This is a genomic window from Hydrogenophaga sp. FW305-3-2-15-A-LB1 (assembly GCF_058787875.1).
This window is the reverse complement of the sequence record NZ_JBYTAE010000001.1, coordinates 65,060-88,912: the sequence shown is the minus strand read 5'-3', so window position 1 is coordinate 88,912 and position 23,853 is coordinate 65,060. Positions and strand designations below refer to the sequence as shown.

Below are 23,853 nucleotides of genomic sequence, written 5' to 3'. Positions count from 1 at the left end.
CTTCCCGCTGAGGCCAGCAATACCCAATTTTTACCCAGGCCAGCACCCACCCCATCATGACTACCACCCACGACAGCGAACGCGCTGAACAACTGACCATGCTGCGCGAAAGCGCGCTAAGTTTCGTCACCAAAGAATCACCACTCAACCGTGCCCGCGCCCTGCGCCAACAGGTGCCGGGCTACGACCGCCGCTTCTGGAGCGCCCTGGCCGAGCAGGGCTGGACCGGGCTGCTGGTGCCCGAACAATTGGGCGGCTACGCCCAGGGTTTCGCTGAGATGGCCGAGGTGGCGGCCGCCCTGGCTTCTCAGGTCGCGCCCGAACCGGTGGTGCCGGTGCTGGTGTTTGCCGGCCGGCTGCTGTCCCATGTGGGTGCCACCGAGCTATCGATGCGTCTCTTGACCGAACTCGCCGAGGGTCGCACGCTACCCGCCGTGGCCTGGCAGGAAGATGTAACCGGCGCGAAAGACCAGCCCGGTCTGGCCGCGACCCGGCTGGAGCGCCAGGGCGACTCCCTGCTGATACATGGCTACAAGCGCCATGTACGCCCCGGTGCCGGGGCCGACGGCTACATCGTCAGCGCCACCAACCCACAAGGTCTGGTCCTGGTGTGGGTGCCGGCAGATGCATCCGGCCTTACCCTGTCGAGCCAGCCGCTGGCCGACGGCAGCTATGCAGCACAGCTCAACTTGAACAGCGTTCGCCTGCCCGCCAGCCACCTGCTGGCCGAAGGGGCCGCCGCCGCGGCCGCGCTGACCCGCGCCTACGACGAAACCCTGGTACTGGCCAGCGTTGAACTGCTGGCCCTTGTGCGCAGCATGCTGACCATGACACAAGACTACCTGCGAACGCGGATCCAGTTCGGCAAGCCGATAGGCAGCTTCCAGTCACTGCAGCACCGCACTGTGGACCTGTTGATTCAGCAGGAACTGACTGCCAGCGTGGTGACGCAGGCTCTGGCCCTGCTAGATGACCCGGCCGCCGACGCCAGCGCGCGCTCTGCCCTGGCAAGCCGCGTCAAGTCGCGCGCGTCGGATGCGGGGCTGCAGGTGGCGCGGGAGGCGGTGCAACTGCACGGCGCCATCGGCGTCACCGACGAATACGACCTGGGCCTGTATCTGCAGCGTGCTCTGGTGTTGGCCGCCTGGCTGGGCAATGGCAACCAGCAGCGCCGCCGCTACGCCAACCTCACCCAAAACGCCACCGCGCAGGAGCACGCATGAACACCACCGCCTCCACTTCCACTGACTGGAATGCGTTCGACAACGCCAGCTTTCGCGCCACACTGCGCGAATTCTTTGAAGAACATTTCCCCAGCGAATGGCGCTACCCGCAACGGCGCCTGCGCTGGTCCGAAATCGGCCCTTGGTACCTGAGGCTTTCAGAAAAAGGCTGGGTCGCGCCGAGTTGGCCCACGCAGTACGGCGGCATGGGACTCTCACCCGAGAAACTCATCATCTTCATTGAAGAGCAGGAGCGCTGGGGCGTGGCGCGCGCGCCCGACATGGGCATCACCATGGTCGGCCCGCTGCTGATCAACCATGGCAACGACGCCCAGCGCGCCTACTACCTGCCCAAGATCATTTCCGGTGAGCACATCTGGTGCCAGGGTTACTCGGAACCCAATTCGGGCTCCGACCTGGCCAGTCTGCGCACCGAGGCGGTGGTCGATGGCAACGATTTTATCGTCAACGGGCAAAAGACCTGGACCACGCTGGCACAGGACGCCACCCACTTTTTCCTGCTGGTGCGCACCGACAAATCGGCCAAGAAGCAGGAAGGCATCAGCTTTTTGCTGGTCGACATGAACACGCCGGGCATCACGGTGCGCCCCATCCGCAACATCGCGGGCAGCGAAGACTTCTGCGAGGTCTTCCTGGAAAACGTGCGCGTGCCGCGCACCAGCATCGTCGGCGAGCTTAACAAGGGCTGGACCATCGCCAAGGCGCTGCTCGGATTCGAGCGCATCTTCCTGGGCAGCCCCAAACAAAGCCAGTACGCGCTGGCGCGCGTGCAGGAAGCCGCGCAGCGCCTCGGCCTGTTCGAAGACACCGGCTTCGTGGACCGCTACACCAAGCTGGCGCTGGACGTGTCCGACCTGGGCGCGCTCTATGGCCGTTTCATCGATCAAGTCAAGCGCGGCGAAACCCTGGGACCCGATGTCTCGATGCTCAAGCTGTTCGCCACCGAAACCTATTCGCGGCTGGCCGACCTGCTGGTCGATGTCATGGGATCGAGTGGCGGCACGCCCGGCTCCACAGCCCTGCCCGGTGGCAAAACCGATGCGTTGACCACCTTCTACAATGCGCGCCCGGCCACCATCTACGGCGGCAGCAACGAAGTGCAACGCAACATCCTGGCTTCCAGCGTGCTGAAGTTGCCGTCATGAGCGCATCGGGCTATCCGGCATTTGACGGCTGCGGCCCGGACGCGCTGTTCGCGCAAGGGTTGGCGCAAGGTCGCTTTAAAATCCAATGTTGCAGCGCCTGCGGTCAGCATGTGTTTTATCCGCGCGCGCTGTGCACCCATTGCGGCTCGGCCCAGCTCGACTGGATTGAACCCAGCGGGGTCGGCTGCGTCTATTCCAGCACCACGGTGCGCCGCAAGCCGCAAGCCGGTGGCGACTACAACGTGGCGCTGGTGGACCTAGCCGAAGGGCCGCGGCTGATGTCGCGCATCGATGGCATTGCACCCGACCAGGTGCGCATCGGCATGCGGGTGCAGGCGCGCGTGATCGACGATCCTGCCAAGGGCAAGTTGCTGGTCTTCATCCCCGAGGGCGCCACACCATGAGCGCCGCGTCGGGCCGTTCCCAAGCAAGCTCGCACCGCAGTGCGCAGCACGAAGGTCCTCCATGAGCACCATCTCTCCCCTGCGCGGCGCGGCCGCCATCGTGGGTGCCAGCCTGGGCGGCGTGCCCATGGCCCCCGGTCGCAGCGCGCTCGAAATTCTGGGCGAAGCGGTGCACGGCGCGCTGGCCGATGCAGGCTTGAAGCTGTCCGATGTCGATGGCCTGTTCACCGGCTCGTCCTATCACTTCCTTGCAGGTTTATCGGTGGCCGAATATCTGGGTATCCATCCCAAGTTCTGCGAAGCCACGATGGTCGGCGGCTCGTCTTATGTGGGCCACCTGCTCACTGCGGCCATGGCGCTGCACACCGGCCAGTGCGACGTGGCGCTCATTTGCTACGGCAGCAACCAGGGCTCGGGCTTCGGCAAGCTCAAGTCGATGGCCGAAACGCCCTTGTACGAGGCGCCATACGAGCCACGCTACCCGATCTCCAGCTACGCCCTGGCCGCAGCGCGCCACATGCACCAATACGGCACCACGCGCGAGGACCTGGCGCACATCGCGGTGGCAGCGCGCCAGTGGGCACAACTCAATCCGCTGGCCCACACGCGAGATCCACTCAGCATCGGACAGGTGCTGGCTTCGCGGCTGGTGAGCGATCCGCTGTCGGTGCTCGATTGCTGCCTGGTCACCGACGGCGGCGGCGCCCTGGTGCTGGTGCGCAGCGAGCGGGCACGCGACTTTCCCAAACCGCCGGTCTATGTCCTAGGCACGGCTGCGGCCACCTGGCACCGCCAGATCGGCTCCATGCCCGACCTGACTGTCACCGCAGCCGCCGAGTCCGGGCCGCGCGCCTTTGCCATGGCCGGTCTGGCACCGAAGGACGTGGACGTGCTGGGGTTGTACGACGCCTTCACCATCAACACGCTGCTGTTCCTCGAAGACCTGGGCTTTTGCGCCAAGGGAGAAGGTGGCGCTTTCGTGCGCAACGGGCGCATCGCACCGGGGGGCGATTTGCCGGTCAATACCAATGGCGGCGGTCTGTCGTGCTGTCACCCTGGCATGTACGGCATGTTCCTGCTGATCGAGGCCGTGCAGCAACTGCGCGCCGAGGCCGGCGACCGCCAGGTACCGGGCGCAGAGATCGCCCTGTGTCACGGCAACGGCGGCGTTCTCTCCAGCCAGGTGACGGCCCTGCTGGGCACGGCCGCCACCGTCTGATTTTTCAAATCAACAACCAGGAGTCATTTCATGAGCAAGGGCAACATGCTGCAAGACAAAGTCGCCGTGGTCACCGGCGCGGGCCGGGGCATCGGCCGCGACATCGCACTGATGATGGCGGCGCAAGGCGCCAAGGTGGTGGTCAACGACATCGGCGCCTCGGTCGGCGGCGAAGGCAATGACGCCAGCCACGGCCAGCAGGTGGTCAACGAGATCAAGGCCGCTGGCGGCCAGGCCGTTCTCAGCACCGACAGCGTCTCGACCTGGCCCACGGCCAACCGCATCATCGAATGCGCGGCCGACACCTTCGGGCGCATCGACATCGTCGTCAACAACGCCGGCATCCTGCGCGACCGCCTGTTCTTCAACATGTCGCCCGAGGAGTGGAGCGCCGTCATCGACGTGCACCTCAACGGCAGCTTCTTCACTTCGCGCGCCGCCGCCCCGCACTTCAAGACGCAGAAGTCGGGTGCCTATGTGCACATGACTTCCACGTCCGGCCTGATCGGCAACCTGGGCCAGGCCAACTACGCCGCTGCCAAGCTGGGCATCGTGGCCATGTCGCGCCACATCGCCGGCGACATGCAACGCTACAACGTGCGTTCCAACTGCATCTCGCCGTTCGCCTGGAGCCGCATGATCGGCGCCATCCCCACCGACACACCCGAGCAGCAGGCACGCGTGGAAAAACTAAAAAAACTCGGTACCGAGCAGATTGCGCCCATGGCCACCTTCCTGGCCAGCGATGCCGCAGCCGACGTCACGGCCCAGATCTTCGCCGTGCGCGGCAACGAGATTTTCCTCATGAGCCAGTCGCGCCCGATCCGCGGCATGCACACCGCCGAGGGCTGGACACCCAAGACCATCGCCGAGCGCGTGTTGCCCGCCATGAAGCAGAACTTCTATCCGCTGGAGAGCTCGAACATCGTGTTCTCCTGGGATCCCGTCTGACGTCATCTGCCATGGCGATCAACTACGAGAAACTGATGGCATGGCCGTTCGAGGACGTTCGCCATCGCTACACCCAGCGCGACACCATGCTCTACGCACTGGGCGTGGGCCTGGGCACCGACCCGACCAACGAGACCGAGCTGCGCTTTGTCTATGAAAAGAACCTGCTGGCGCTGCCCACGCTGCCGGTGGTGCTGGGCTATCCCGGCATGTGGCTCAAGGACCCGGCCACCGGCGTTGACTGGGTGCGGCTGGTGCATGGCGAACAGGGCTTGCGCCTGCACCGGCCGGTGCCGCCCGAGGGTGAAGTGATCGGGCGCACGCGGGTGAGCCAGATCATCGACAAGGGGCCGGACAAGGGGGCTCTGATCTACACCGAGCGCACGGTGACGGACGCCACCAGCGGCGAACTGCTGGCCACGCTGACCTCGACCACCTTCTGCCGCGCCGACGGTGGCTTTGGCGGCCCGGCCGGGCCGGTCAAAACCGTGCATGAGCTGCCCACGCGCGCGCCTGATCACAGCGACGATTTCGCCACCCAGCCGCGTGCCGCGCTGATCTACCGCCTCTCGGGCGACTACAACCCGCTGCACGCCGAACCCGCGGTGGCAAGCGCCGCTGGTTTCAAGCAGCCCATCCTGCACGGCCTGGCCACCTACGGCATCGCCGGCTGGGCACTCACCCAGCGCGTCTGCGGCGGCGACCCGAGCGCCCTGCAGTCGCTGGATGTGCGTTTTTCGTCACCCGTTTACCCCGGCGAAACGATACGCACCGAGCTCTGGGTGGATGGCAAGGTCGTTTCCTTTCGCGCCCGCGCCGTCGAACGCGACATCGTCGTGCTGAACAACGGACGCGCCGAGCTGCGCTGACCGTCCTTTGCCTTTCATTTTCGTTTTCAATTTTTTTCAAGGAGCCTCAACATGAACTACGCTGACTTTCAATTCCTCAAGTTCGACCACAAGCCCAACGGCGTGCTGGTCATCACCATCAACCGCCCCGAGGTCATGAATGCCACCAATGGCCGGCTGCACTGGGAGCTGACCAAGATCTGGGGCGTGGTCACTGACGATGCCAAGACCAAGGTGGCGGTCATCACCGGCGCGGGCGACCAGGCCTTCTCGGCCGGCGGCGACCTGGAATGGGTGGCCGGCATGGTCGGCAACCCGAAGGAAATCGCCAACACCATGACCGAGGCTTCGGACGTGGTCTACAACATGATGGCCTGCGACAAGCCCATCATCTCGGCCATCAACGGCGTGGCCGTCGGTGCCGGTCTGGCAGTCGCCTTCCTGGCCGACATCAGCATCATGGCCGAGGAGGCCAAGATTACCGACGGCCATGTCAAGATCGGCGTCGCCGCCGGCGACCACGCAGCCATTCTGTGGCCGCTGCTGTGCGGCATGGCCAAGGCCAAGTACTACCTGATGACGGCCGAGTTCGTGAACGGCAAGGAAGCCGAGCGCATCGGTCTGGTCAGCCTGTGCGTGCCGCGCGCCGAGCTGATGGACAAGGCCATGGCCGTGGCCAACAAACTGGCCAATGGCAGCCAGCAGGCGATCCGCTTCACCAAGCGCTCGCTCAACGGCTGGATGAACGTGGCGCGCCCGATCTTCGAGAGCTCGCTGGCGATGGAAATGCTGTGCTTCCTGGGCGAAGACGCCAAGGAGGGCGTGGCCTCGGTGCGCGAGAAGCGCGCGCCCAAGTTCCCCTCGGCCCAGGTCTGATTGAGTTCGCTCCTTCTCCCGCTGGGGGAAGGAGCCAAAACGCCCCACCACACAGGAGAACACCCCATGGATTTCGCACTGACCCAAGAACAACGGATGATCTACGAGTACGGCGACCGTATCTCGAAGCAGTTCGACCACAATTACTGGCGCGGCTACGCCGACAAGAACGAGCGCCCCACCGAGCTGTACCAGCAGATCACCAACGACGGTTTTCTCGGCATCATGGTGCCCGAGGCCTATGGCGGTGCCGGCCAGGGCATGACCGAGATGCTGCTGTTCATGGAGGGACTGGCCAACAACGGCATTCCGCTGCTGAACCTGGTGGTCGGCCCGACCATGACCATGGGTCTGCTGGCCAAGCACGCCAGCGAGGACATGAAGCGCCGCTTTCTGCCGGGCGGCTGCTCCGGCGACATCAAGTTCTGCTTCGCCATCACCGAACCGAACGCCGGCTCCAACTCGATCGAGATCACCAGCATCGCCAAGTCCGATGGCCAGGGCGGCTTCAAGCTCAACGGCCAGAAGGTCTACATCACCGACGCCAACTGCGCCGACTACGCCATGGTCGTGACCCGCACCACAGCGCGCGCTGACGTGAAGAAAAAGACCGACGGCTTCACCATCTTCATGGTCGACATGAAGAAAAAAGGCATCAGCAAGACACTGATTCCGATTGCCTTCCCGGTGCCAGAAACGCAGTGGCAGCTGTTCTTTGACAACGTGGAGCTCACCGAGGCCGATGTGCTGGGCGAAGTCGGCAAAGGCTTCAACATCCTGTTCGACACGCTCAACCCCGAGCGCATCATCCTGTCGGGCTTGTGTACCGGCGTCGGACGCTTTGCCTTGAAGAAGGCCGTGGCCTATGCCAACGACCGCAAGGTGTTCAACAACACCCCCATCGGCGCCTACCAGGGCGTGCAGCACCCGCTGGCGATTGCCCGCTGCGAGATCGAGATGGCCTCACTGATGGCGCTAAAGGCCGCCTGGGCCTTCGACCAGGGCCTGCCTGCCGGGGAGTTTTCCAACATCGCCAAGTACGCGGGTGCCGAAGCCGGCATCCACGCCGTTGACGCGGCGATCCAGACCCATGGCGGCAACGGTTTCACCAAGGAATACGGCATTTACGACCTGTACGGTCTGGTGCGGTTGCTGCGCACGGCCCCGTTGAACCGCGAGCTGGTGTTGAACTACATCGCGGAGCATGTGATGGGCCTGCCGCGCTCCTATTGACAGGCCACCATGGGTAACAACGCTCCCCTGCCCGCCTTTGGTGCCCTGGCCGGCCTGAAGGTGATTGACCTCTCACGCGTGCTCGGTGGCCCGTACTGCGGACAGATTTTGGCCGACCACGGCGCGCAGGTCATCAAGGTCGAGCCGCCCGCTGGCGACGAGACCCGCGCCTGGGGCCCACCCTTTGCCGACGACGGCACGGCGGCCTACTACAACGGCCTGAACCGCAACAAGCGCGACATCGTGATCGACCTGTCCAAGCCCGAAGGGCGCGAGATTGTGCTCAAGATGCTGGCAGACGCTGACGTGCTGATCGAGAACTTCAAGATCGGCACGCTGGAGCGCTGGGGCATCGGCTATGAACAGACGCTGCGCGAGCGCTTCCCGCGCCTGATCCACTGCCGGGTCAGCGGCTTCGGCGCCGATGGGCCGCTCGGCGGCGCGCCTGGCTACGACGCGGTGGCACAGGCACTGGGCGGCCTGATGAGCGTCAACGGCACGCCGGACACCGGCCCGCTGCGGGTCGGTGTCCCGGTGGTCGACATCACCACCGGCCTGTCGGCCGTGATAGGCGTGCTACTGGCGGTGATCGAGCGGCAGCGCTCCGGGCGCGGGCAGTTCGTCGAGGCCACGCTGTACGACACCGCCGTGTCGCTGCTGCATCCGCAAAGTGCAAACTGGTTGCAGTCGGGCCAGACACCCAGGCTCAGCGGCAATGCGCACTCCAACATCGTGCCCTACGACAAGTTTCCGACCCGGACCTGCGAGGTCTTCCTGGGCATCGGCAACAACGGGCAGTGGAAAAAACTGTGCGAGTTCCTCGGCCATCCCGACATGGCCAGCGAGCCGCGCTTTGCCACCAACGCCGAGCGTTTTCGCCATCGCGACGAACTGCGCGCCTTGCTAGAGGCGCAGTTGCAAGAGGTGGATGGCGAACAGCTGTGCCGTGACCTACTGGCCGCCGGTATTCCGGCCGGCGCCGTCAGGGCCATTCCGCAGGTATTGACGGACCCCCACACCCTGCATCGGGACATGGTGGTGCAGGTCGAGGGTGTGCCTGGCATCGGCATCCCGGTCAAGCTGTCACGCACACCGGGGCGCGCCCACAGCGCGCCGCCGCGCTTCGGCCAACACACACGTGAGCTGCTGACGGAGCACGGCTACGGCGCCGCCACCATTGATGCCCTGATCGCACGGGGAAGCATCGTAGAACACGTTGCGACATGAACTCTGCCTGCCAGAGACAAGGGGAAACCCCATATACCTAACTAATGTTAGGTGAGAAAATGAAAGCCTTTATGCAGAACAGAAAATCGGATCGGCAAGCTGCGCACAGGCAGGTGGTCGACCGTGCTATGTCATAGGCACCCTCAGTGATAAACACCATCAGTACCAAAGAGCAGCGGCCAACTCCGATGAAAGCCAGCAACGCGGCGGCAGTGCCCGCCCTCGAATGCCGAGGGCTGGAGCGGCGATTCGGCGGCCTCGTCGCGTTGAAGGATGCCAATTTGCGCATTGAGCGTGGGGAGATCTTCGGCTTGGTCGGCCCCAACGGCAGCGGCAAGACGACCATGACCAACGCCATCACCGGCTTCTTTCCACCCCAGGTAGGCAGCATATGGCTCAATGGCCGCGACATCACCGGCATGGCGCCGCACAAGGTCGCAGCTCTGGGCGTCGCGCGCACGTTCCAGAACCTGGCGCTCTTCAACGGCATGAGCGTGCTTGACAACATCCTGCTGGGGCGTCACATCCACATGAAGCCCGGCGTGGCAAAAACCGCCCTCTACTGGTGGCTGGGTCGCAAGGATGAGATGGCGAGCCGGCTCAAGGTCGAAGAGATTATCGATTTCCTGCAGCTGCAGAGCGTGCGCGACGAGCTGGTGGACAGCATTCCGATCGGGCTGAAAAAGCGCGTCGAACTGGCACGCGCGTTGGTGGCCGAACCCAGCTTTCTGGTTCTTGACGAACCGATGGCTGGCATGAACCAGGAGGAAAAGGAATACATGGCCCGTTTTATCCTCGATGCGCGTGCCGAGCGCAATGTCACTGTGCTGCTGATCGAGCACCACATGGATGTGATCACCGGTATCTGCGACCGCATGATGGTGCTCAGCTATGGTGAAACCATCGGAACCGGTATTCCTGCCGACGTGATGAAGGATGAACGTGTGATCAAGGCCTACCTGGGGGGTGCGCATGCAAAGCACTGAAACCGATGCTGCCAAGGGCAGCAACACCACATGGGATATGGGCACCGACACCACCCTCATCCACATTCTGGCTCGCAACGCCGAGTTACTGGGCAATCGCGTGGCCATGCGCGAAAAGCACCTGGGAATATGGCAGGAGACCACCTGGTCGCAGATGCTGGACACCACGCTCGCCTACGCGGCCGGCATGGAAAGCCTGGGTTTTAGCGCAGAGGATGCCTTGCTGGTCCTGGGCGACAACCGACCCCGGCTCTACATGGGCATGCTCGCGGCCGGCGTGCTGGGCGGCTACGCGATGCCCGTCTACTCTACTGCAACACCCGACGAAATCCGTCACTTCATGCATGAGACGCATGTCCGCTTTGTCCTGGCCGAAGACCAGGAGCAAGTCGACAAGGTGCTTGATCTGGGCGATCAGGGTGCAACGATCAAGAACATCATTTACGACGAGCCACGCGGCTTGACCAACTATTCGAATCCCGGACTGATTTCGTGGGAAAAGTTGCAGGCCATCGGTGCAGATCGCTTGCGTGCCGAGCCGAAACTGCGAAATGCCTTGATCGAACGGGCGCTGCCCGACGGACCGGCGGTGTTCGTGCACTCGTCGGGGACCACGGGCAAGCCGAAGGGCGTGGTACTGAGCCACCGCAATTTCCTCGCGGGGGTGCGTAACGCCCATCGCGGGGGCGCCTTCACATTTGGCGAGACCATCCTCGCCTATCTGCCCATGGCCTGGGTGGGCGACTTTGCCATCACGGTCGGCGCCGGTGTTGCGCTGCACTTCACCATCAATATCCCCGAACGCCAGGAAACGGTGCTGCACGACCTGCGCGAGGTGGCTCCCACTTTCTATCTGGCCGCACCCCGCAGCTGGGACAACATGCTGACCACCATCCAGGTTCGCATGGAGGATTCGACGCCGCTCAAGAAATGGCTCTACGATGTTTTCATGAACTCGGCGCTGGCGTCCGAACGACGCAAGCTCGAGGGAAAACAGCCCAGCCTGACAGAGCGTCTGATGCGGCAACTGGGAGAGTGGTTGATCTTCGGACCGATCAAGGACCAGTTGGGCCTCACCCGCCTGCGAGGTGCTTTCACCGGCGGCGAGGCCATTGGCGAAGACACTTTTGTTTTTTACCGCGCACTGGGCGTGAAATTGCGACAGTTTTATGGTCAAACTGAAAGCAGCGCCTTCACTGCCTTGCAGGACACCGAAGAAGTACGCCTGCACACGGTCGGCAAACCGCTGCCCGGTGTGGAAGTCAAGATCGGCGACAACGGAGAGGTCTTGATTCGCTCCGGGAGCGTGTTTTCCGGTTACTACAAACTTGAAAATGCCACCCGTGAAGCACTTGAGGACGGCTGGCTGTACACGGGCGATGCAGGTTATATCGAGCCTGATGGACACATGGTGGTGCTCGGACGGTTGTCGGAGGTGGTGTATACCTCCAAAGGCGAACGCTACATTCCGAACTACATTGAGAACCGCCTCAAATTCAGTCCGTACATCAAGGATGTGGCCGTGCTCGGGAGCGGCCGCGACACGCTGGCGGCCATCATCTGCATCGACATGGAGCCGGTGGGCCATTGGGCTGAGGTACGGGGCATTTCCTACATGTCCTATGCCGACCTGTCGCAAAAACCCGAGGTGATCGAACTCGTCACGGCAGCGGTCAAGCGCGTCAACAGCATCCTGCCAGACGGGTTGAAACTGCATCACTTCGTGTCCTTACACAAGGAGTTCGACCCCGACGACGGAGAGGTCACGCGAACCCGCAAGCTGCGCCGCAACGTGGTCGAGGAGCGTTATGCGCCCATCATTGATGCGATCTACGGCGGCCAGCAGACGGTCACGATGAAGGCGCAGATCACGTATGAATCCGGTGAAGTCGGCACCATCGAGCGCCAACTCTCGGTGCAGGAGATTTAAATTATGGATTTTTCACTGTTTGCCGAATTGGCCATCAATGGCGCGCTGTCGGGGCTCATGTATTCACTGGTCGCCATGGGCATCGTGATCATCTACAAGTCATCCTCGGTGCCTAACCTGGCGCAAGGTGCGATGACCATGCTGGGTGCCTATGTCGTGCTGGCCATCGCCAATGGATTGGGCGTGTCGATGTGGGTCGCCATCCCGCTGGCCATGGGAACGATGTTCTTTGTCGGAATGGGCATCGAGCGGGTGGCGTTGCGCCGGCTGGCGGGCCGCCCCATCATCATGATCCTGATGATGACACTGGGGCTGGACATCTTTATACGCGCGACAACAATGGCCATCTGGGGCGGCTCTGGCCTTCCGCTGTCCATTGGCATCAGCGACGACCCGCTGTTTCTGGGGCCGGTGCTGCTCAGTCGGGCTTATGTGGTGGGCGCCGTGGTGGCCATCGCGCTGTTTTTGGTCTTGATGTTCTTCTTTCGCACGCGCAGGGGCATTGTTCTGCGCGCCATCTCCGACGATTACATCGCATCGTGGTCGATCGGTATTTCGGTTGAACGCGGGGTGGCGTTTTCCTGGGCCATGTCCTCGGTTCTGGCCACCACGGCCGGCGTGTTGTGGGGCTCGGTTCAAGGGGTCAGCCAGGCGCTGGCGCTGCTTTTGCTCAAGGGCTTGACCGTCGCCGTTTTGGGCGGTCTTGACAGCATCGGCGGCGCCATTCTGGCCGGCTTGCTGCTGGGCCTTCTTGAAGGCGTTGCATCTGGCTATCTCGACCCCTTGGTTGGCGGTGGTAGCCGCGACCTGGTGGTTGCCACAATACTGATTCTGACCATCCTGATTCGGCCGCATGGCCTGTTCGGGCGCCACGACATTGAAAGGATCTGAAGGTCATGCTATTTCGTCAATCAGGAATTTTCCATACCAATTACGCCAACGCGCGCTCGCTTTTTCCGCTCCCCGCGGATCGCTGGATGATCGGCTTGTTGCTGGCCTTTGCGTTAACTGCGCCATTCACCATGAGCACGCTCGTCCTCAGCACCCAGTTGTTACCGTGGCTGGTGTGGACTGCGGCCGTGCTCGGCTTGAACCTGATCCTGGGCTGGACCGGACAGTTCCACTTCGGCTATGCCGCCATCATGGGCATCGGCGCCTACACGGCGGTGCACGGCGTACGCAACGGCATTCCCTGGGAGATCGCGATGGTGCTCGGCGGCGTGATGGCCGCTGTGATCGGCATCGTTTTCGCTTTCGCGGCGCTGCGCGTGAAAGGCCTGTATCTGGCGCTCAGCACGCTGGCCCTGCAGTTCGTGATGGACTGGGTGATCTCCCACGTGCCGGCCATCAGCGGCGGCACCCAGGCCACACTGCAGGCACCTGACATCAGCCTGCTCGGCCAGGCCATCACCTCGGATACCGGACTCTATTACGTGGCGCTGGGCTGGTGCCTGATCGTCACCGTGTTCATGCTCAACTTGCGCCGCACCGGGCTTGGCCGCGCGCTCATTGCGGTGCGTGAAAAGGACTTCGCTGCGGCGGTCATTGGCGTGCACAGCCTGTATTACAAGCTGGTGGCGTTCGCCACCTCGTCCTTCATTGGCGGCATCAGCGGCGCCATCCTGATCTTCACCTTCTACCGAGCAGCCACACCGGAGCAATTTGCCGTCAATGTCTCCATCGAGTTGCTGGCCATGGTGATCGTCGGCGGACTGGGCAGCATCATCGGCAGCTATTTTGGGGCCGCCTTCATTCTGTTGATGCCCGGCCTGATGAACAGTCTGATCGGCTGGCTGGCGCAGCTCCTGGGCATCTCGCTCGGGATCGAAACGCTGGCCCACATTCCACATGCGGTTTATGGCGCGCTGATCATTATTTTCCTGCTGGTTGAGCCTATGGGGCTGGGCAAGATGTACACCAATCTGCGCAACTACCTGCTGGTCTGGCCCTTCGGCTACGCCCGAAAGTAAAAACGACATCATGGCGACTGACAACTTGACTTCCAACCCAACGCTGATGCAAAACCAGACTGCGGAACCTGCATTGATATTGTCACTGAACAATGTCGAGGTCATCTACGATCATGTATCGCTCGCCATCAAGGGCGTTTCGATCGATGTGCCGCAAGGCGCCATGGTGGCACTGCTGGGCGCCAACGGCGCTGGCAAAAGCACGACGCTGAAGTCGATCAGCGGCCTGCTGCGCCCTGAGCGCGGCCTGGTAACCCGCGGTGAGGTGCAATTCCTGGGTCAGAACATCGATGCACTGGCGCCGCAGGAGCGCGTCAAGCTCGGTATCGTGCATGTGCTGGAAGGGCGGCGTGTGTTCGAACACATGACGCCTGACGAAAACCTGGTGGCGGCCTCGGCGGTTCGTGGCACCCGCCAAGACATGCTGCGTAACAAGGATATGGTTTACAGCTATTTCCCGCGCTTGCATCAGCGGCGCACCGCGCAGTCCGGCTACCTGTCAGGCGGCGAGCAGCAGATGCTGGCCATTGGCCGTGCCTTGATGACGCAACCCAAGCTGCTGATGCTTGACGAGCCGAGTCTTGGTCTCGCGCCTTTTCTGGTGGCCGAGATTTTCGACATTGTTCGGCGCATCAACAAGGAAGAAGGCCTGTCCGTTCTGCTGGTGGAACAAAACGCAATTGCAGCTTTAGAGGTCGTCTCGCATGGCTATCTGATCGAGAACGGACGCGTGGTGATGCATGACAGCGCAGAAGCCATGAAGAAAAACCCGGACATCCAGGAGTTCTATCTAGGAGGCACCGAAGGGCGAAGCTTCCATGACATCAAACACTATAGTCGGCGCAAACGCTGGCTCACCTGAAACTAGTTTCTCGTAGCATGGACACCTCCACATCGCGTCGAGCTCTCGCATTAAGTCTTGGGCACGACCGGCATTCCTACTACAGACTGCATTTCACCCCGTGCTAGCTAAACAGGAGACATCACCATGAAAATCAAACTGCTTTCAATTCTTGCTGGCGTGGGGATGGCGATGTCCAACGTCCAGCCCGCGCTGGCCCAAGCCCAGACCGAACCGATTAAATTTGCGCTATGTTACGACCTGAGCAAGGTTTACGCCTTCGCCGTACCGCAAGTTGCCCAGGCCGCGCGCGACTATGCGCAGATACTCAACCAGAAAGGCGGCATCGAAGGCCATCAGGTCGAGATTCTGGTTCAAGACCATGGCAACGAACCGCAGCGGGGCATCGAGTGCTATGAAAAGATGAAGCGCGAGGGTGCGATCACCTTCGACTTCTTTTCCACGCCGGTCGGGCGCGCGCTGCTGCCGCGCGCAATGCAGGACAACAATGTGATGATTTCATCCTTTACTGGCCGCAGCGATGCAGTCGACGGCGATGTGTTCAAGTGGATATTCCCCATCGGGCCCACCTATTGGAGCCAAGCAGCCAATAACATCCAGTACATCAAGTCCAAGTCGAACAACAACCTCAAGGGGGTGAAGATCGCATTCTTTTACCTGGACACCGCGTTTGGGTTGGAACCCATCGGCGTGTTGAAGACACTCGCGGCCAAGGAAGGCTTCGACCTCCAATTGTTCCCGAACCCGCTGCCTGGTAACAATCAGTCAGGGGCGTGGTCCCAGATCCGCCGCTTCAACCCCGATTGGGTCATCAGCTGGAATCTGGGCAACATGCACGTCGTTGCCTCGCGCGAAATGAAACGCAACGCCATGCCGATGGACAAGTACATCGCCGTCAATTGGTTCAACGAAGTGGACATCGCGAACATTGGCGCCGACGCAGCCAAGGGCATCAAGCGCGGCACTAATGTGGTGGGCGGTCAGGAGCACCCGCTGATCCAGCAGATCCTGAAGGATCTGTATGACAAGGGAAAGGGCAACGGCGACCGCAAGCATACCAATGACATCTTCTACAACACTGGGCTGGCCACCTACGCTCCTGTTTTCGAAGGCGCGCGTCTGGCAATCAAGCAGTATGGCTGGCCTCTGACATCCGACAAGATGAAGCGCGGGCTGGAGAGCCTGCGCAACTTCGACGCTAACGGCCTCATCGCCCCTGTAACTGTGACGGCCAAGGACCATGGCGGCGGCGGCAAGACGCGCATCGACATGTGGGATGGCGCGAAGTGGGTGCCAGAGACTGGCTGGTTCTCCGCATACGACGATGTAGTCCAGGAAAGCGCCAAGAAGGAATCGGCGGAGTTCGCCAAGTCGAAGCAGTAGCGATACGCCTCGGTCAGGCCTCGGGCACGACTGTACGGCGTGCCTTCTACAGACTGCATTTCACCCCGTACTAACTAAACAGGAAACATCATCATGAAAATCAAACAGCTTTCCATTCTTGCTGGCCTGGGATTGGCGCTGGCCGGTCTGCAGTCCGCGCAGGCGCAGGCACCAGCCCAGCCCGTCAAATTCGCGCTTTGTTATGACCTGAGTAAATCCTACGGCTTTGTGACGCCACAAATTGCCCAGGCGGCGAATGACTATGCCAAGATATTGAATCAGAAAGGCGGCATTGAAGGCCACCCAATCGAGATACTGGTTCAAGACCATGGCAACGAGCCGCAGCGTGGCATTGAGTGCTACGAAAAGATGAAACGCGAAGGCGCCGTTGCCTTTGATTTCCTGTCCACGCCGGTTTCCCGCGCCGTTCTGCCGCGCGCCATGGCGGATGGCAATGTGATGGTGCAATCCTTTGTAGGTCGTGGCGATGCGGTCGATGGTGATGTGTTCAAGTGGATTTTCCCCATTGGGCCCACCTACTGGGGTCAAATGGCCAACAATATCCACTACATCAAAACCAAGTCCAACAACAACCTCAAGGGCGTGAAGATTTCGTTCATCTACCCCGACTATCCGTTCGGGCAGGAACCGATCGGCGTGTTGACGACACTTGCGGCCAAAGAGGGCTTTGACCTGCAGTTGGTTCCCAACCCGATGCCGGGCAATGACCAGGCCGCCGCTTGGTCCCAGATCCGCCGCAACAACCCCGACTGGGTGATCAGCTGGAACCTGGCCGGCATGCACGTCGTCGCCTCGCGCGAAATGAAGCGCAACGGCATCCCGATGGACAAGTACATTTCCGTCAATTGGCTCAACGAAGTTGACCTTGCCAACATTGGTCTGGAAAACGCAAAAGGCCTCAAGCGCGGCACCAACGTGACGGGTGGACAGAGCCACCCGCTGATTCAGCAGATCATCAAGGACCTGTATGAGAAAAACAAGGGCAGCGGTGACCGCAAGCATCTCAACGATGTTTACTACAACACCGGTCTGGCCATCTATGCCAGCGTTTTCGAAGGCGCTCGCCTAGCCATCAAACAAAGTGGCTGGCCCCTCAACCCTGACAAAATGAAGCGCGGACTGGAAAGCTTGAAAAACTTTGATGCCGAAGGCCTGATCGCCCCCGTGACGGTGACCGCCAAAGACCATGGCGGCGGCGGCAAAACCCGCATCGACATGTGGGACGGCGCCAAGTGGGTGCCCCAGACTGACTGGTTCTCGGCGTATGACGATGTGGTCCAGGACATCGTGAAGAAAGAATCTGGCGAGTTCGCCAAGAACAAACAGTAATTGCCTTCCCTTGGGATGGATCACGGTCAGACGCGTTGCGCACTGATAGTGAACCATCCCATCTTGTTTCTCGGATTTTCATCCCTCTCTTGAATCGACAGGTGGCAGCCTATGCCACAGTGGATTGCAGTGGTAGCTGCCAGGCGCACCATCCAACACAGGAAATCTCGCCCGCTATCTAACTATCGTTAGATAGTCATAATTTCATCCTCACCAATGTGGCGCCTAAAGCGCAAGGAGCAATCAGTATGGATCTCGAACTAAAAGGAAAATCGGTCATCGTCACGGGTGGCGGCTCGAACATTGGCCGCGGCATCGTGCTCGGCTTCGCCGCGGAAGGCGCCAACATCACCATCGGCGACATCGACGAAAGTCAGGCGCAAAAGACGGCAGAACTCGCGCTGGCGAGCGGCGCGGCGTCGGCGCAGGTTGTCAAGACCGATGTCACCCAACTTGACCAGGTGCAAGCCATGTTCAAGGCAGCCTCGGACAAGTTCGGCGGCGTCGATGTCCTCGTCAACAACGTCGGCTGGGACCAGTTGATGTTCTTCACGCAGACGACCCCCGATCTGTGGCAAAAGATCATCAACATCAACTACCTCGGCGTTCTCAACTGCACCAAGACCGCGCTTGAAGTCATGGTTCCTCGCAACGCCGGCTCAATCGTCTCCATCAGCTCTGATGCCAGTCGGCAAGGTGAGCCACGTGAAGCGGTGTATGGCGGCGTCAAGGCTGCCATCAACAGCTTCATGAAAACGATCGCCAAGGAAAACGGGCGTTACGGCATCCGCTGCAACGTGGTATGCCCCGGCGTCACTATCCCCAGTACCACCGACGAAGTGGGCGGAAGCAGCATGTGGATTGATGCCGACAGTATGTTCACGCCGGAGCAACTGGAAAAAGTCGCCAAGGCGCTGCCGTTGCGCAAGGTGGGACGGCCGCAGGATATTGCCAATGCCGTCGTCTTCCTGTCTTCAGCGAAGGCTGCGGGCCATGTCACCGGGCAGGTTCTTTCAGTGTCTGGTGGTTACAGCATGATTGGGTAAACGCCCGGGCACGGTCGAAAGACATGCGGCATTGAAATAACAGACAAAAAGGAAAACCCATGGAATTCAAGGACATCCTCTACGAAGAACTCGACTCGGTGGCCTACATCGCGATCAACCGCCCCGAAGTGATGAATGCGTTTCGCGGCCAGACCGTCGAGGAACTGCTGCAGGCATTCATGAAAGCAGGCTGGGACAAGCGAATCGCCGCCATTGTGCTCACCGGGACGGGTGACCGTGCTTTCTGCACCGGCGGCGATCAGTCGGCTCATGCCGGCCAGTACGACGGCCGGGGCACCATCGGTATCCCGGTGGAAGAGTTTCACAGCGCCATTCGTGACGTGCCCAAGCCCGTGATCGCCCGCGTGCAGGGTTACGCCATTGGCGGCGGCAATGTCCTGGCCACCTTGTGCGACATGACCATTGCCTCGGAAAAGGCCGTGTTTGGCCAAGTCGGCCCGAAAGTAGGCTCGGTCGACCCTGGCTGGGGCACAGCTTACCTGAGCCATGTGGTTGGCGAAAAGAAAGCCCGCGAGATCTGGTACATGTGCCGCCGCTACAGTGCACAGGAGGCCTTGGCCATGGGTCTGTGCAACACCGTCGTGCCCCACGACCAGCTCGACGCCGAAGTCGCCCGCTGGTGCAAGGAAATTGTCGAAAAAAGTCCGACGGCTCTGGCGATCGCGAAACGTTCGTTCAATGCATCCACCGAGCACATTCGCGGGATCGGCAGCCTGGGACTTCAAGCGCTGAGCCTGTACTACGACACGGCAGAGTCCAAAGAAGGCGTGAGCGCTTTCCTGGAAAAACGCCGGCCTGATTTCAGGCAGTGGGCGAATGGTCGCAAGTGAGCAACCCCGCGCGACGAGACGTTGCTCAAGGCCGCCCCTTCGACCAAAGCTAGGTTTGATACGATTCGAAATTTGGATCTACCAAACGGTCAAATGATGTCAAATACAGACGCAAAACCCAGCAAAAATGAGGTGGATGGTCCCGCCACACGCGAACGCGTGCTGCTCGAAGCTGCAAGGCTATTCAGGCATCATGGTTATGCAGCAACTACTTTGCGCGAGATTGCGGATGCTGCCGGCGTCAAAGCCGGCAGTATCTACTATCACTTCGAATCGAAAGAGCAGATCCTGGGCGAGGTATTGGACAAAGGCATCACCATCGTCGCAGATGCCGTACGCACCCGTGTTGCGGCTCTTCCCGAAAGTGCACCCTGGCGAGATCGAATCGCCGCTGGCATCGAAGGCCATCTCTGGGGAATGCTGCATTATGGCGACTTCACGTCAGCCAACATCCGCATCTACGGCCAAATCCCGACCAGCGCAAAAAATCGCCACCGGGTCGTGCGGCGGGCTTACGCAGACTATTGGGATCAGCTTCTCGAATCAGCGCTCGCCAGTGGCGAATTGCGCGACGACACCAGCACGGCCATGATTCGGCTTTTCGTGATTGGGGCATTGAACTGGACCGTCGAATGGTACAACCCCCAACGCGGCTCTTTTCGTGACTTCTCGCGTCAAATAACGGGGATCGTGTTCGATGGAATTCTCACGCATGACAAAGCATAGTCGCGATGCATTGCCGGCAACTTCAACAAGCCGGGCCGAGAAACTGACAGCAATAGTCCACATGTCGCCTACATTGCGCAGTGGCACGCTGACCGGCTGCGTCTGGGGACTCCCAAATTGGACAACCCGCCGCAGGAGCAGCAAATGACCATCAAAGAAGGCTGGCGCGGCCGATTCTATGAAGACTTCGAGGTCGGCGACGAGTATCGGCATGGCCTCGGTCGCACACTGACCCAGAACGACAACATCTGGTTCACGTTGCTGACGCAAAACACGGCTCCGCTGCACTTCGATGCCCACTACGCCGCGCAGACGGAGTTCGGCCGTCCGCTCATCAATTCCTGCCTCACGCTGGCCCTCGTGACGGGGCAGACGGTGAGCGATGTCTCGCAAAACGTCATGGCCAACCTGGGGTGGGACGAAGTTCGACTTCCGAATCCGGTGTTTGAAGGCGACACGCTCTATTCACGTTCCACGGTGCTGGACAGGCGCGAGTCGCGGTCGCGAACCAATGTCGGCGTCGTCACGGTGCGCACCGAAGGCTATAACCAGAGCGGCGTCATTGTCTGCACCTTCAAACGCACGGTGATGGTCTACAAACGTGACGGCGCACCGCGCACCGCACCGCCGCTGCCGGTCGACAACCGACCCTGACCCCCCCCCCTTTTTTTCGTCAACTTCGGCCCCAGGGTCGCCACCTTTTTGACCCTCTCCGCATGAAGCCCACCTCCCTGCTCGAACAATACGGTCCCCGCGAAGCGATGGAGTATGACGTGGTGGTGGTGGGCGCCGGCCCCGGAGGTTTGGCCACGGCCATCCACCTCAAGCAGCTCGCGGCTGAAAAGGGCGAGGACGTCTCGGTGGTGCTGCTGGAAAAAGGCTCCGCGCCCGGCGCTCACATTCTTTCCGGCGCGGTCATGGACCCAATCGCACTGAACGAACTATTCCCCAACTGGAAGGATCTGGGCGCACCGCTGAACCAACCCGTTACCGGCGACGACGTGCTTTTCCTGAGCGAAACCGGTGCCAGGCGCACACCCAACTTCCTGGTGCCCGACTGCTTCCACAACGAGGGCAACTACGTCATCAGCCTGGGCGCCCTGACCCAATGGCTGGGCGAGCAGGCTGAAGGCTTGGGCGTGGAAATCTTCCCGGGCTTCACAGCCACCGAGGTTCTGTACGACGACAACGATTCGGTCAAAGGAGTAGCTACCGGCAACCTTGGCATTGGCAAGGACGGCCTGCCGCACGACGGCTTCCAGCTCGGCATGGAGTTGCATGCCAAATACACCATCTTTGCCGAAGGCGCGCGCGGCCACCTGGGCAAGCAACTCATCGCTAAATACAAGCTTGACGAAGGCCGCGATCCGCAAAGCCATGCCATCGGCATCAAGGAACTTTGGGAGATCGACCCGACCCGCGCCCAACCCGGCCGTGTGGTACACACGGCCGGCTGGCCAATGGACACCCAGACCTACGGCGGCGGTTTTCTCTACCACTTGGAAGGAAACAAGGTCACGCTTGGCTTCGTCACCGGGCTCGACTACAAGAACCCATGGCTCAGCCCCTTTGAGGAAATGCAGCGCTGGAAGGCCCACCCCGCCATTCGCGCCCACATCGAAGGCGGCAAGCGCATCGGCTACGGCGCGCGCGCCATCACCGCCGGTGGCCTGCTCAGCCTGCCCAAGACCGTGTTCCCGGGCGGCGCGCTGATCGGCTGTGATGCCGGCTACCTGAACGCCGCACGCATCAAAGGCAGCCACGCCGCCATCAAGAGCGGCATGCTGGCCGCCGAAGCCGCGTTTGAAGCCCTGGCCGCCGGACGCAGCGGCGACGAACTCAGCGCCTACCCCGCTGCGTTCGAAAACAGCTGGCTGCACACCGAACTCGACCAGTCGCGCAACTTCAAACAGTGGTTCAAGAAGGGCAGCCTCGTCGGAGCCCTGATGACCGGCATTGAACAGTGGCTGCTGCCCAGGCTTGGCATCAAGCGTCCGCCCTGGACGATCCACCGCACCCAGGCCGACCACGCCAGCCTGCGCCCGGCCGCCGAGATGCCGCAGATCAGCTACCCCAAGCCCGACGGCAAGCTCACCTTCGACCGGCTCTCCAGCGTGTTCGTCAGCAACACCAACCACGAAGAAAACCAGCCCGCGCACCTGACGCTCAAGGACGCCAGCGTGCCGGTGCAGATCAATCTGGCGAAATACGCCGGCCCCGAGAGCCGTTACTGCCCGGCCGGCGTTTACGAATTCGTAAAGAACGACGACGGCTCGGACCGGCTGCAGATCAACGCGCAGAACTGCGTGCACTGCAAAACCTGCGACATCAAGGATCCGACGCAGAACATCGTCTGGGTGACGCCCGAAGGCGGCGGCGGGCCGAACTACGCGGGAATGTAGCCGAGAGTGATTCAAATCTAAAGTGCAATACCCTGGGTTTCAATGAACGAGGGTGGGTGTTGCGTGCTATTGAGCAGGAGGTCCCGATAGACTGCCAGAGGGGGATCGTGCGCCCTACCCCTTCCAGGGCGGGTTGTTGATCTGATCGGCAATCGCATCGAGCTGCTCCTGGCTGTACCCTGAGAGGTGCGAGCCCTTGGGCTGGTACTGGCGCACCAGCTCGTTGGAGTTCTCGTTAGAGCCTCGCTGCCAAGGGCTGTGGGGGTAACAGAAGTACACCGCAATGTCCGTGCGTCGGCTCAGTTCCCTGCGCATCGCCTTCTCCCGGCACTGGTCGTACGTCATGCTCTGGCACATAGGCTCAGCGAGCCTCAGCAGCTTGTCAGAAAAGGCCTGCAGGACATTGACCGCGCTGGCGGGCTTGAACCCGTGCAGCTTGATGAGCATGAGCAGCCCGACTGGTGCACTCCACCAGGGTGCCCACCGCGCTGGCGTTCGCAGCACCCTTGATCAGGTCACCCTCCCCGTGCCCGGGCAACTGCCGGTCTTCAATCTCGGGCGGACGCACATGGATGCTCACCATGTCCATCTATTGTTCCGGCCCTTTGAAGTCGCGAGTCGTGGACCGACTGCCACAGGCAAACGATCCACGAAAGTTCAAAATTCATGGGGCCGGAGCAATAGTATCTGAGCTCTTCGGCCTTTTCCTTTGTTGCGAGGTAGTCGTTTGCGCTTGGGTGGGCTGCTTTGCATCTGCGGACCGTACTCGGGGGCAGGTGTTGCACTTCAGTCTTGAATCCGCTGACGGTGAATCACCGGCATTCATGCTGAAGCGAACCTGGCCAGAAGTTCCCGCCCGCACTCGCACCCGGACTTGATGGCACCTGCATAGGGATTTCCCGAGTTGAAGCCAGACTAACTACCGTTAGATTAACGCCATGCAAACAAGGCATCGCGCCTACCGAACGGCAAGGCACATGGCAGGCACGCTGCCCAACACGGCCAACACGAGACAACCTTTGAGAAAATTAACTGCCCCCTCGAACGGCACCCTGGCAACCAGAGACCATGGTCGCGCCCATGCACCCGGCCCATCCGAGCCGAAGGTCTGCACGACTGCGGCTGCCATCCTGGCGCACCCCTCCACTACGCTCGACCGGCAAACCCGTTCAATGGTTAAGTCGCCGCAGCACAGCGCAA

21 protein-coding genes and 1 pseudogene are annotated in these 23,853 nt (G+C 61.3%); 21 read left to right on the top strand and 1 reads right to left on the bottom strand.

Translation table 11 applies throughout. The features are described from left to right. Positions 1–56 precede the first annotated feature (56 nt). The 21 genes from AC3WPZ_RS00405 to AC3WPZ_RS00305 all read left to right on the top strand — a co-directional run bounded on the left by AC3WPZ_RS00405 (position 57) and on the right by AC3WPZ_RS00305 (position 22,653). Positions 57–1,223, top strand: a complete 1,167-nt coding sequence (locus tag AC3WPZ_RS00405) for an acyl-CoA dehydrogenase family protein (RefSeq protein ID WP_056278211.1) — start codon at positions 57–59, stop codon at positions 1,221–1,223. Then, positions 1,220–2,389 carry an acyl-CoA dehydrogenase family protein gene (locus tag AC3WPZ_RS00400; RefSeq protein WP_056278213.1) on the top strand — a complete coding sequence of 390 codons (1,170 nt, stop codon included), beginning with the start codon at positions 1,220–1,222 and terminating at the stop codon, positions 2,387–2,389. Before AC3WPZ_RS00405 ends, AC3WPZ_RS00400 begins: the two co-directional genes overlap by 4 nt. Next, positions 2,386–2,793, top strand: coding sequence for a Zn-ribbon domain-containing OB-fold protein (locus AC3WPZ_RS00395; protein WP_056278216.1), 408 nt, complete (start codon positions 2,386–2,388; stop codon positions 2,791–2,793). The genes AC3WPZ_RS00400 and AC3WPZ_RS00395 overlap by 4 nt, the downstream gene beginning before the upstream one ends. A gap of 61 nt (positions 2,794–2,854) precedes the next feature. After that, positions 2,855–4,012, top strand: a complete 1,158-nt coding sequence (locus AC3WPZ_RS00390) for a thiolase family protein (protein ID WP_056278218.1) — start codon at positions 2,855–2,857, stop codon at positions 4,010–4,012. Positions 4,013–4,042: 30 nt separating this feature from the next. Continuing rightward, positions 4,043–4,963, top strand: coding sequence for an SDR family oxidoreductase (locus tag AC3WPZ_RS00385; RefSeq protein WP_297393868.1), 921 nt, complete (start codon positions 4,043–4,045; stop codon positions 4,961–4,963). Between the two features lie 11 nt (positions 4,964–4,974). Next, the gene (locus tag AC3WPZ_RS00380) at positions 4,975–5,832 is read left to right on the top strand and encodes a MaoC/PaaZ C-terminal domain-containing protein (RefSeq protein ID WP_008905466.1); all 858 of its coding nucleotides are present in this window, start codon (positions 4,975–4,977) and stop codon (positions 5,830–5,832) included. A gap of 51 nt (positions 5,833–5,883) precedes the next feature. Next, complete coding sequence (locus AC3WPZ_RS00375) at positions 5,884–6,687, top strand: enoyl-CoA hydratase/isomerase family protein (RefSeq protein ID WP_056278228.1); 804 nt, start codon at positions 5,884–5,886, stop codon at positions 6,685–6,687. Between the two features lie 66 nt (positions 6,688–6,753). Beyond that, complete coding sequence (locus tag AC3WPZ_RS00370) at positions 6,754–7,920, top strand: acyl-CoA dehydrogenase family protein (RefSeq protein ID WP_056278231.1); 1,167 nt, start codon at positions 6,754–6,756, stop codon at positions 7,918–7,920. A 9-nt stretch (positions 7,921–7,929) separates the two neighbouring features. Then, a complete protein-coding gene (locus AC3WPZ_RS00365) occupies positions 7,930–9,147 on the top strand; it encodes a CaiB/BaiF CoA transferase family protein (RefSeq protein WP_297393880.1) in 1,218 nt (405 codons plus the stop codon). Positions 9,148–9,335: 188 nt separating this feature from the next. Beyond that, positions 9,336–10,133, top strand: coding sequence for an ABC transporter ATP-binding protein (locus AC3WPZ_RS00360; protein WP_008905462.1), 798 nt, complete (start codon positions 9,336–9,338; stop codon positions 10,131–10,133). Continuing rightward, positions 10,120–12,063, top strand: a complete 1,944-nt coding sequence (locus AC3WPZ_RS00355; RefSeq protein WP_086124709.1) for an AMP-dependent synthetase/ligase — start codon at positions 10,120–10,122, stop codon at positions 12,061–12,063. Before AC3WPZ_RS00360 ends, AC3WPZ_RS00355 begins: the two co-directional genes overlap by 14 nt. A gap of 3 nt (positions 12,064–12,066) precedes the next feature. After that, the gene (locus tag AC3WPZ_RS00350) at positions 12,067–12,954 is read left to right on the top strand and encodes a branched-chain amino acid ABC transporter permease (RefSeq protein ID WP_056278238.1); all 888 of its coding nucleotides are present in this window, start codon (positions 12,067–12,069) and stop codon (positions 12,952–12,954) included. Positions 12,955–12,959: 5 nt separating this feature from the next. Then, on the top strand, positions 12,960–14,033 hold the full coding sequence (locus tag AC3WPZ_RS00345; protein ID WP_034694558.1) for a branched-chain amino acid ABC transporter permease: 1,074 nt from the start codon (positions 12,960–12,962) through the stop codon (positions 14,031–14,033). A gap of 10 nt (positions 14,034–14,043) precedes the next feature. Next, positions 14,044–14,895, top strand: coding sequence for an ABC transporter ATP-binding protein (locus AC3WPZ_RS00340; protein ID WP_082586007.1), 852 nt, complete (start codon positions 14,044–14,046; stop codon positions 14,893–14,895). A gap of 126 nt (positions 14,896–15,021) precedes the next feature. Beyond that, positions 15,022–16,278: an ABC transporter substrate-binding protein gene (locus AC3WPZ_RS00335; protein WP_297393893.1), complete on the top strand. Its 1,257-nt coding sequence runs from the start codon at positions 15,022–15,024 to the stop codon at positions 16,276–16,278. A gap of 93 nt (positions 16,279–16,371) precedes the next feature. Beyond that, positions 16,372–17,628, top strand: a complete 1,257-nt coding sequence (locus AC3WPZ_RS00330; protein WP_056278244.1) for an ABC transporter substrate-binding protein — start codon at positions 16,372–16,374, stop codon at positions 17,626–17,628. Between the two features lie 248 nt (positions 17,629–17,876). Further along, positions 17,877–18,674 (top strand): SDR family NAD(P)-dependent oxidoreductase, encoded by a 798-nt coding sequence (locus AC3WPZ_RS00325; protein ID WP_008905455.1) that lies wholly within the window; start codon positions 17,877–17,879, stop codon positions 18,672–18,674. Positions 18,675–18,733: 59 nt separating this feature from the next. Beyond that, positions 18,734–19,525: a 2-ketocyclohexanecarboxyl-CoA hydrolase gene (badI, locus tag AC3WPZ_RS00320; RefSeq protein ID WP_056278247.1), complete on the top strand. Its 792-nt coding sequence runs from the start codon at positions 18,734–18,736 to the stop codon at positions 19,523–19,525. A 21-nt stretch (positions 19,526–19,546) separates the two neighbouring features. Further along, positions 19,547–20,251, top strand: a complete 705-nt coding sequence (locus AC3WPZ_RS00315) for a TetR/AcrR family transcriptional regulator (RefSeq protein WP_492437704.1) — start codon at positions 19,547–19,549, stop codon at positions 20,249–20,251. A 144-nt stretch (positions 20,252–20,395) separates the two neighbouring features. Next, positions 20,396–20,905 carry a MaoC family dehydratase gene (locus AC3WPZ_RS00310; protein ID WP_056278252.1) on the top strand — a complete coding sequence of 170 codons (510 nt, stop codon included), beginning with the start codon at positions 20,396–20,398 and terminating at the stop codon, positions 20,903–20,905. Positions 20,906–20,967: 62 nt separating this feature from the next. Continuing rightward, on the top strand, positions 20,968–22,653 hold the full coding sequence (locus AC3WPZ_RS00305; RefSeq protein WP_069047294.1) for an electron transfer flavoprotein-ubiquinone oxidoreductase: 1,686 nt from the start codon (positions 20,968–20,970) through the stop codon (positions 22,651–22,653). Between the two features lie 120 nt (positions 22,654–22,773). On the opposite strand, the pseudogene AC3WPZ_RS00300 reads toward AC3WPZ_RS00305, so the two are convergent. Further along, a pseudogene (locus tag AC3WPZ_RS00300) lies at positions 22,774–23,239 on the bottom strand (IS30 family transposase); the annotation flags it as partial. Positions 23,240–23,853: the final 614 nt, after the last annotated feature.

Coding starts and splice junctions, on each gene's coding strand:
- AC3WPZ_RS00335 (WP_297393893.1), top strand. CDS start 15,022: ATGAAAATCAAACTGCTTTCAATTCTTGCTGGCGTGGGGATGGCGATG.
- AC3WPZ_RS00370 (WP_056278231.1), top strand. CDS start 6,754: ATGGATTTCGCACTGACCCAAGAACAACGGATGATCTACGAGTACGGC.
- AC3WPZ_RS00330 (WP_056278244.1), top strand. CDS start 16,372: ATGAAAATCAAACAGCTTTCCATTCTTGCTGGCCTGGGATTGGCGCTG.
- AC3WPZ_RS00380 (WP_008905466.1), top strand. CDS start 4,975: ATGGCGATCAACTACGAGAAACTGATGGCATGGCCGTTCGAGGACGTT.
- AC3WPZ_RS00325 (WP_008905455.1), top strand. CDS start 17,877: ATGGATCTCGAACTAAAAGGAAAATCGGTCATCGTCACGGGTGGCGGC.
- AC3WPZ_RS00395 (WP_056278216.1), top strand. CDS start 2,386: ATGAGCGCATCGGGCTATCCGGCATTTGACGGCTGCGGCCCGGACGCG.
- AC3WPZ_RS00340 (WP_082586007.1), top strand. CDS start 14,044: ATGGCGACTGACAACTTGACTTCCAACCCAACGCTGATGCAAAACCAG.
- AC3WPZ_RS00400 (WP_056278213.1), top strand. CDS start 1,220: ATGAACACCACCGCCTCCACTTCCACTGACTGGAATGCGTTCGACAAC.
- AC3WPZ_RS00385 (WP_297393868.1), top strand. CDS start 4,043: ATGAGCAAGGGCAACATGCTGCAAGACAAAGTCGCCGTGGTCACCGGC.
- AC3WPZ_RS00310 (WP_056278252.1), top strand. CDS start 20,396: ATGACCATCAAAGAAGGCTGGCGCGGCCGATTCTATGAAGACTTCGAG.
- AC3WPZ_RS00375 (WP_056278228.1), top strand. CDS start 5,884: ATGAACTACGCTGACTTTCAATTCCTCAAGTTCGACCACAAGCCCAAC.
- AC3WPZ_RS00305 (WP_069047294.1), top strand. CDS start 20,968: ATGAAGCCCACCTCCCTGCTCGAACAATACGGTCCCCGCGAAGCGATG.
- AC3WPZ_RS00365 (WP_297393880.1), top strand. CDS start 7,930: ATGGGTAACAACGCTCCCCTGCCCGCCTTTGGTGCCCTGGCCGGCCTG.
- AC3WPZ_RS00405 (WP_056278211.1), top strand. CDS start 57: ATGACTACCACCCACGACAGCGAACGCGCTGAACAACTGACCATGCTG.
- badI (WP_056278247.1), top strand. CDS start 18,734: ATGGAATTCAAGGACATCCTCTACGAAGAACTCGACTCGGTGGCCTAC.
- AC3WPZ_RS00360 (WP_008905462.1), top strand. CDS start 9,336: ATGAAAGCCAGCAACGCGGCGGCAGTGCCCGCCCTCGAATGCCGAGGG.
- AC3WPZ_RS00355 (WP_086124709.1), top strand. CDS start 10,120: ATGCAAAGCACTGAAACCGATGCTGCCAAGGGCAGCAACACCACATGG.
- AC3WPZ_RS00390 (WP_056278218.1), top strand. CDS start 2,855: ATGAGCACCATCTCTCCCCTGCGCGGCGCGGCCGCCATCGTGGGTGCC.
- AC3WPZ_RS00350 (WP_056278238.1), top strand. CDS start 12,067: ATGGATTTTTCACTGTTTGCCGAATTGGCCATCAATGGCGCGCTGTCG.
- AC3WPZ_RS00345 (WP_034694558.1), top strand. CDS start 12,960: ATGCTATTTCGTCAATCAGGAATTTTCCATACCAATTACGCCAACGCG.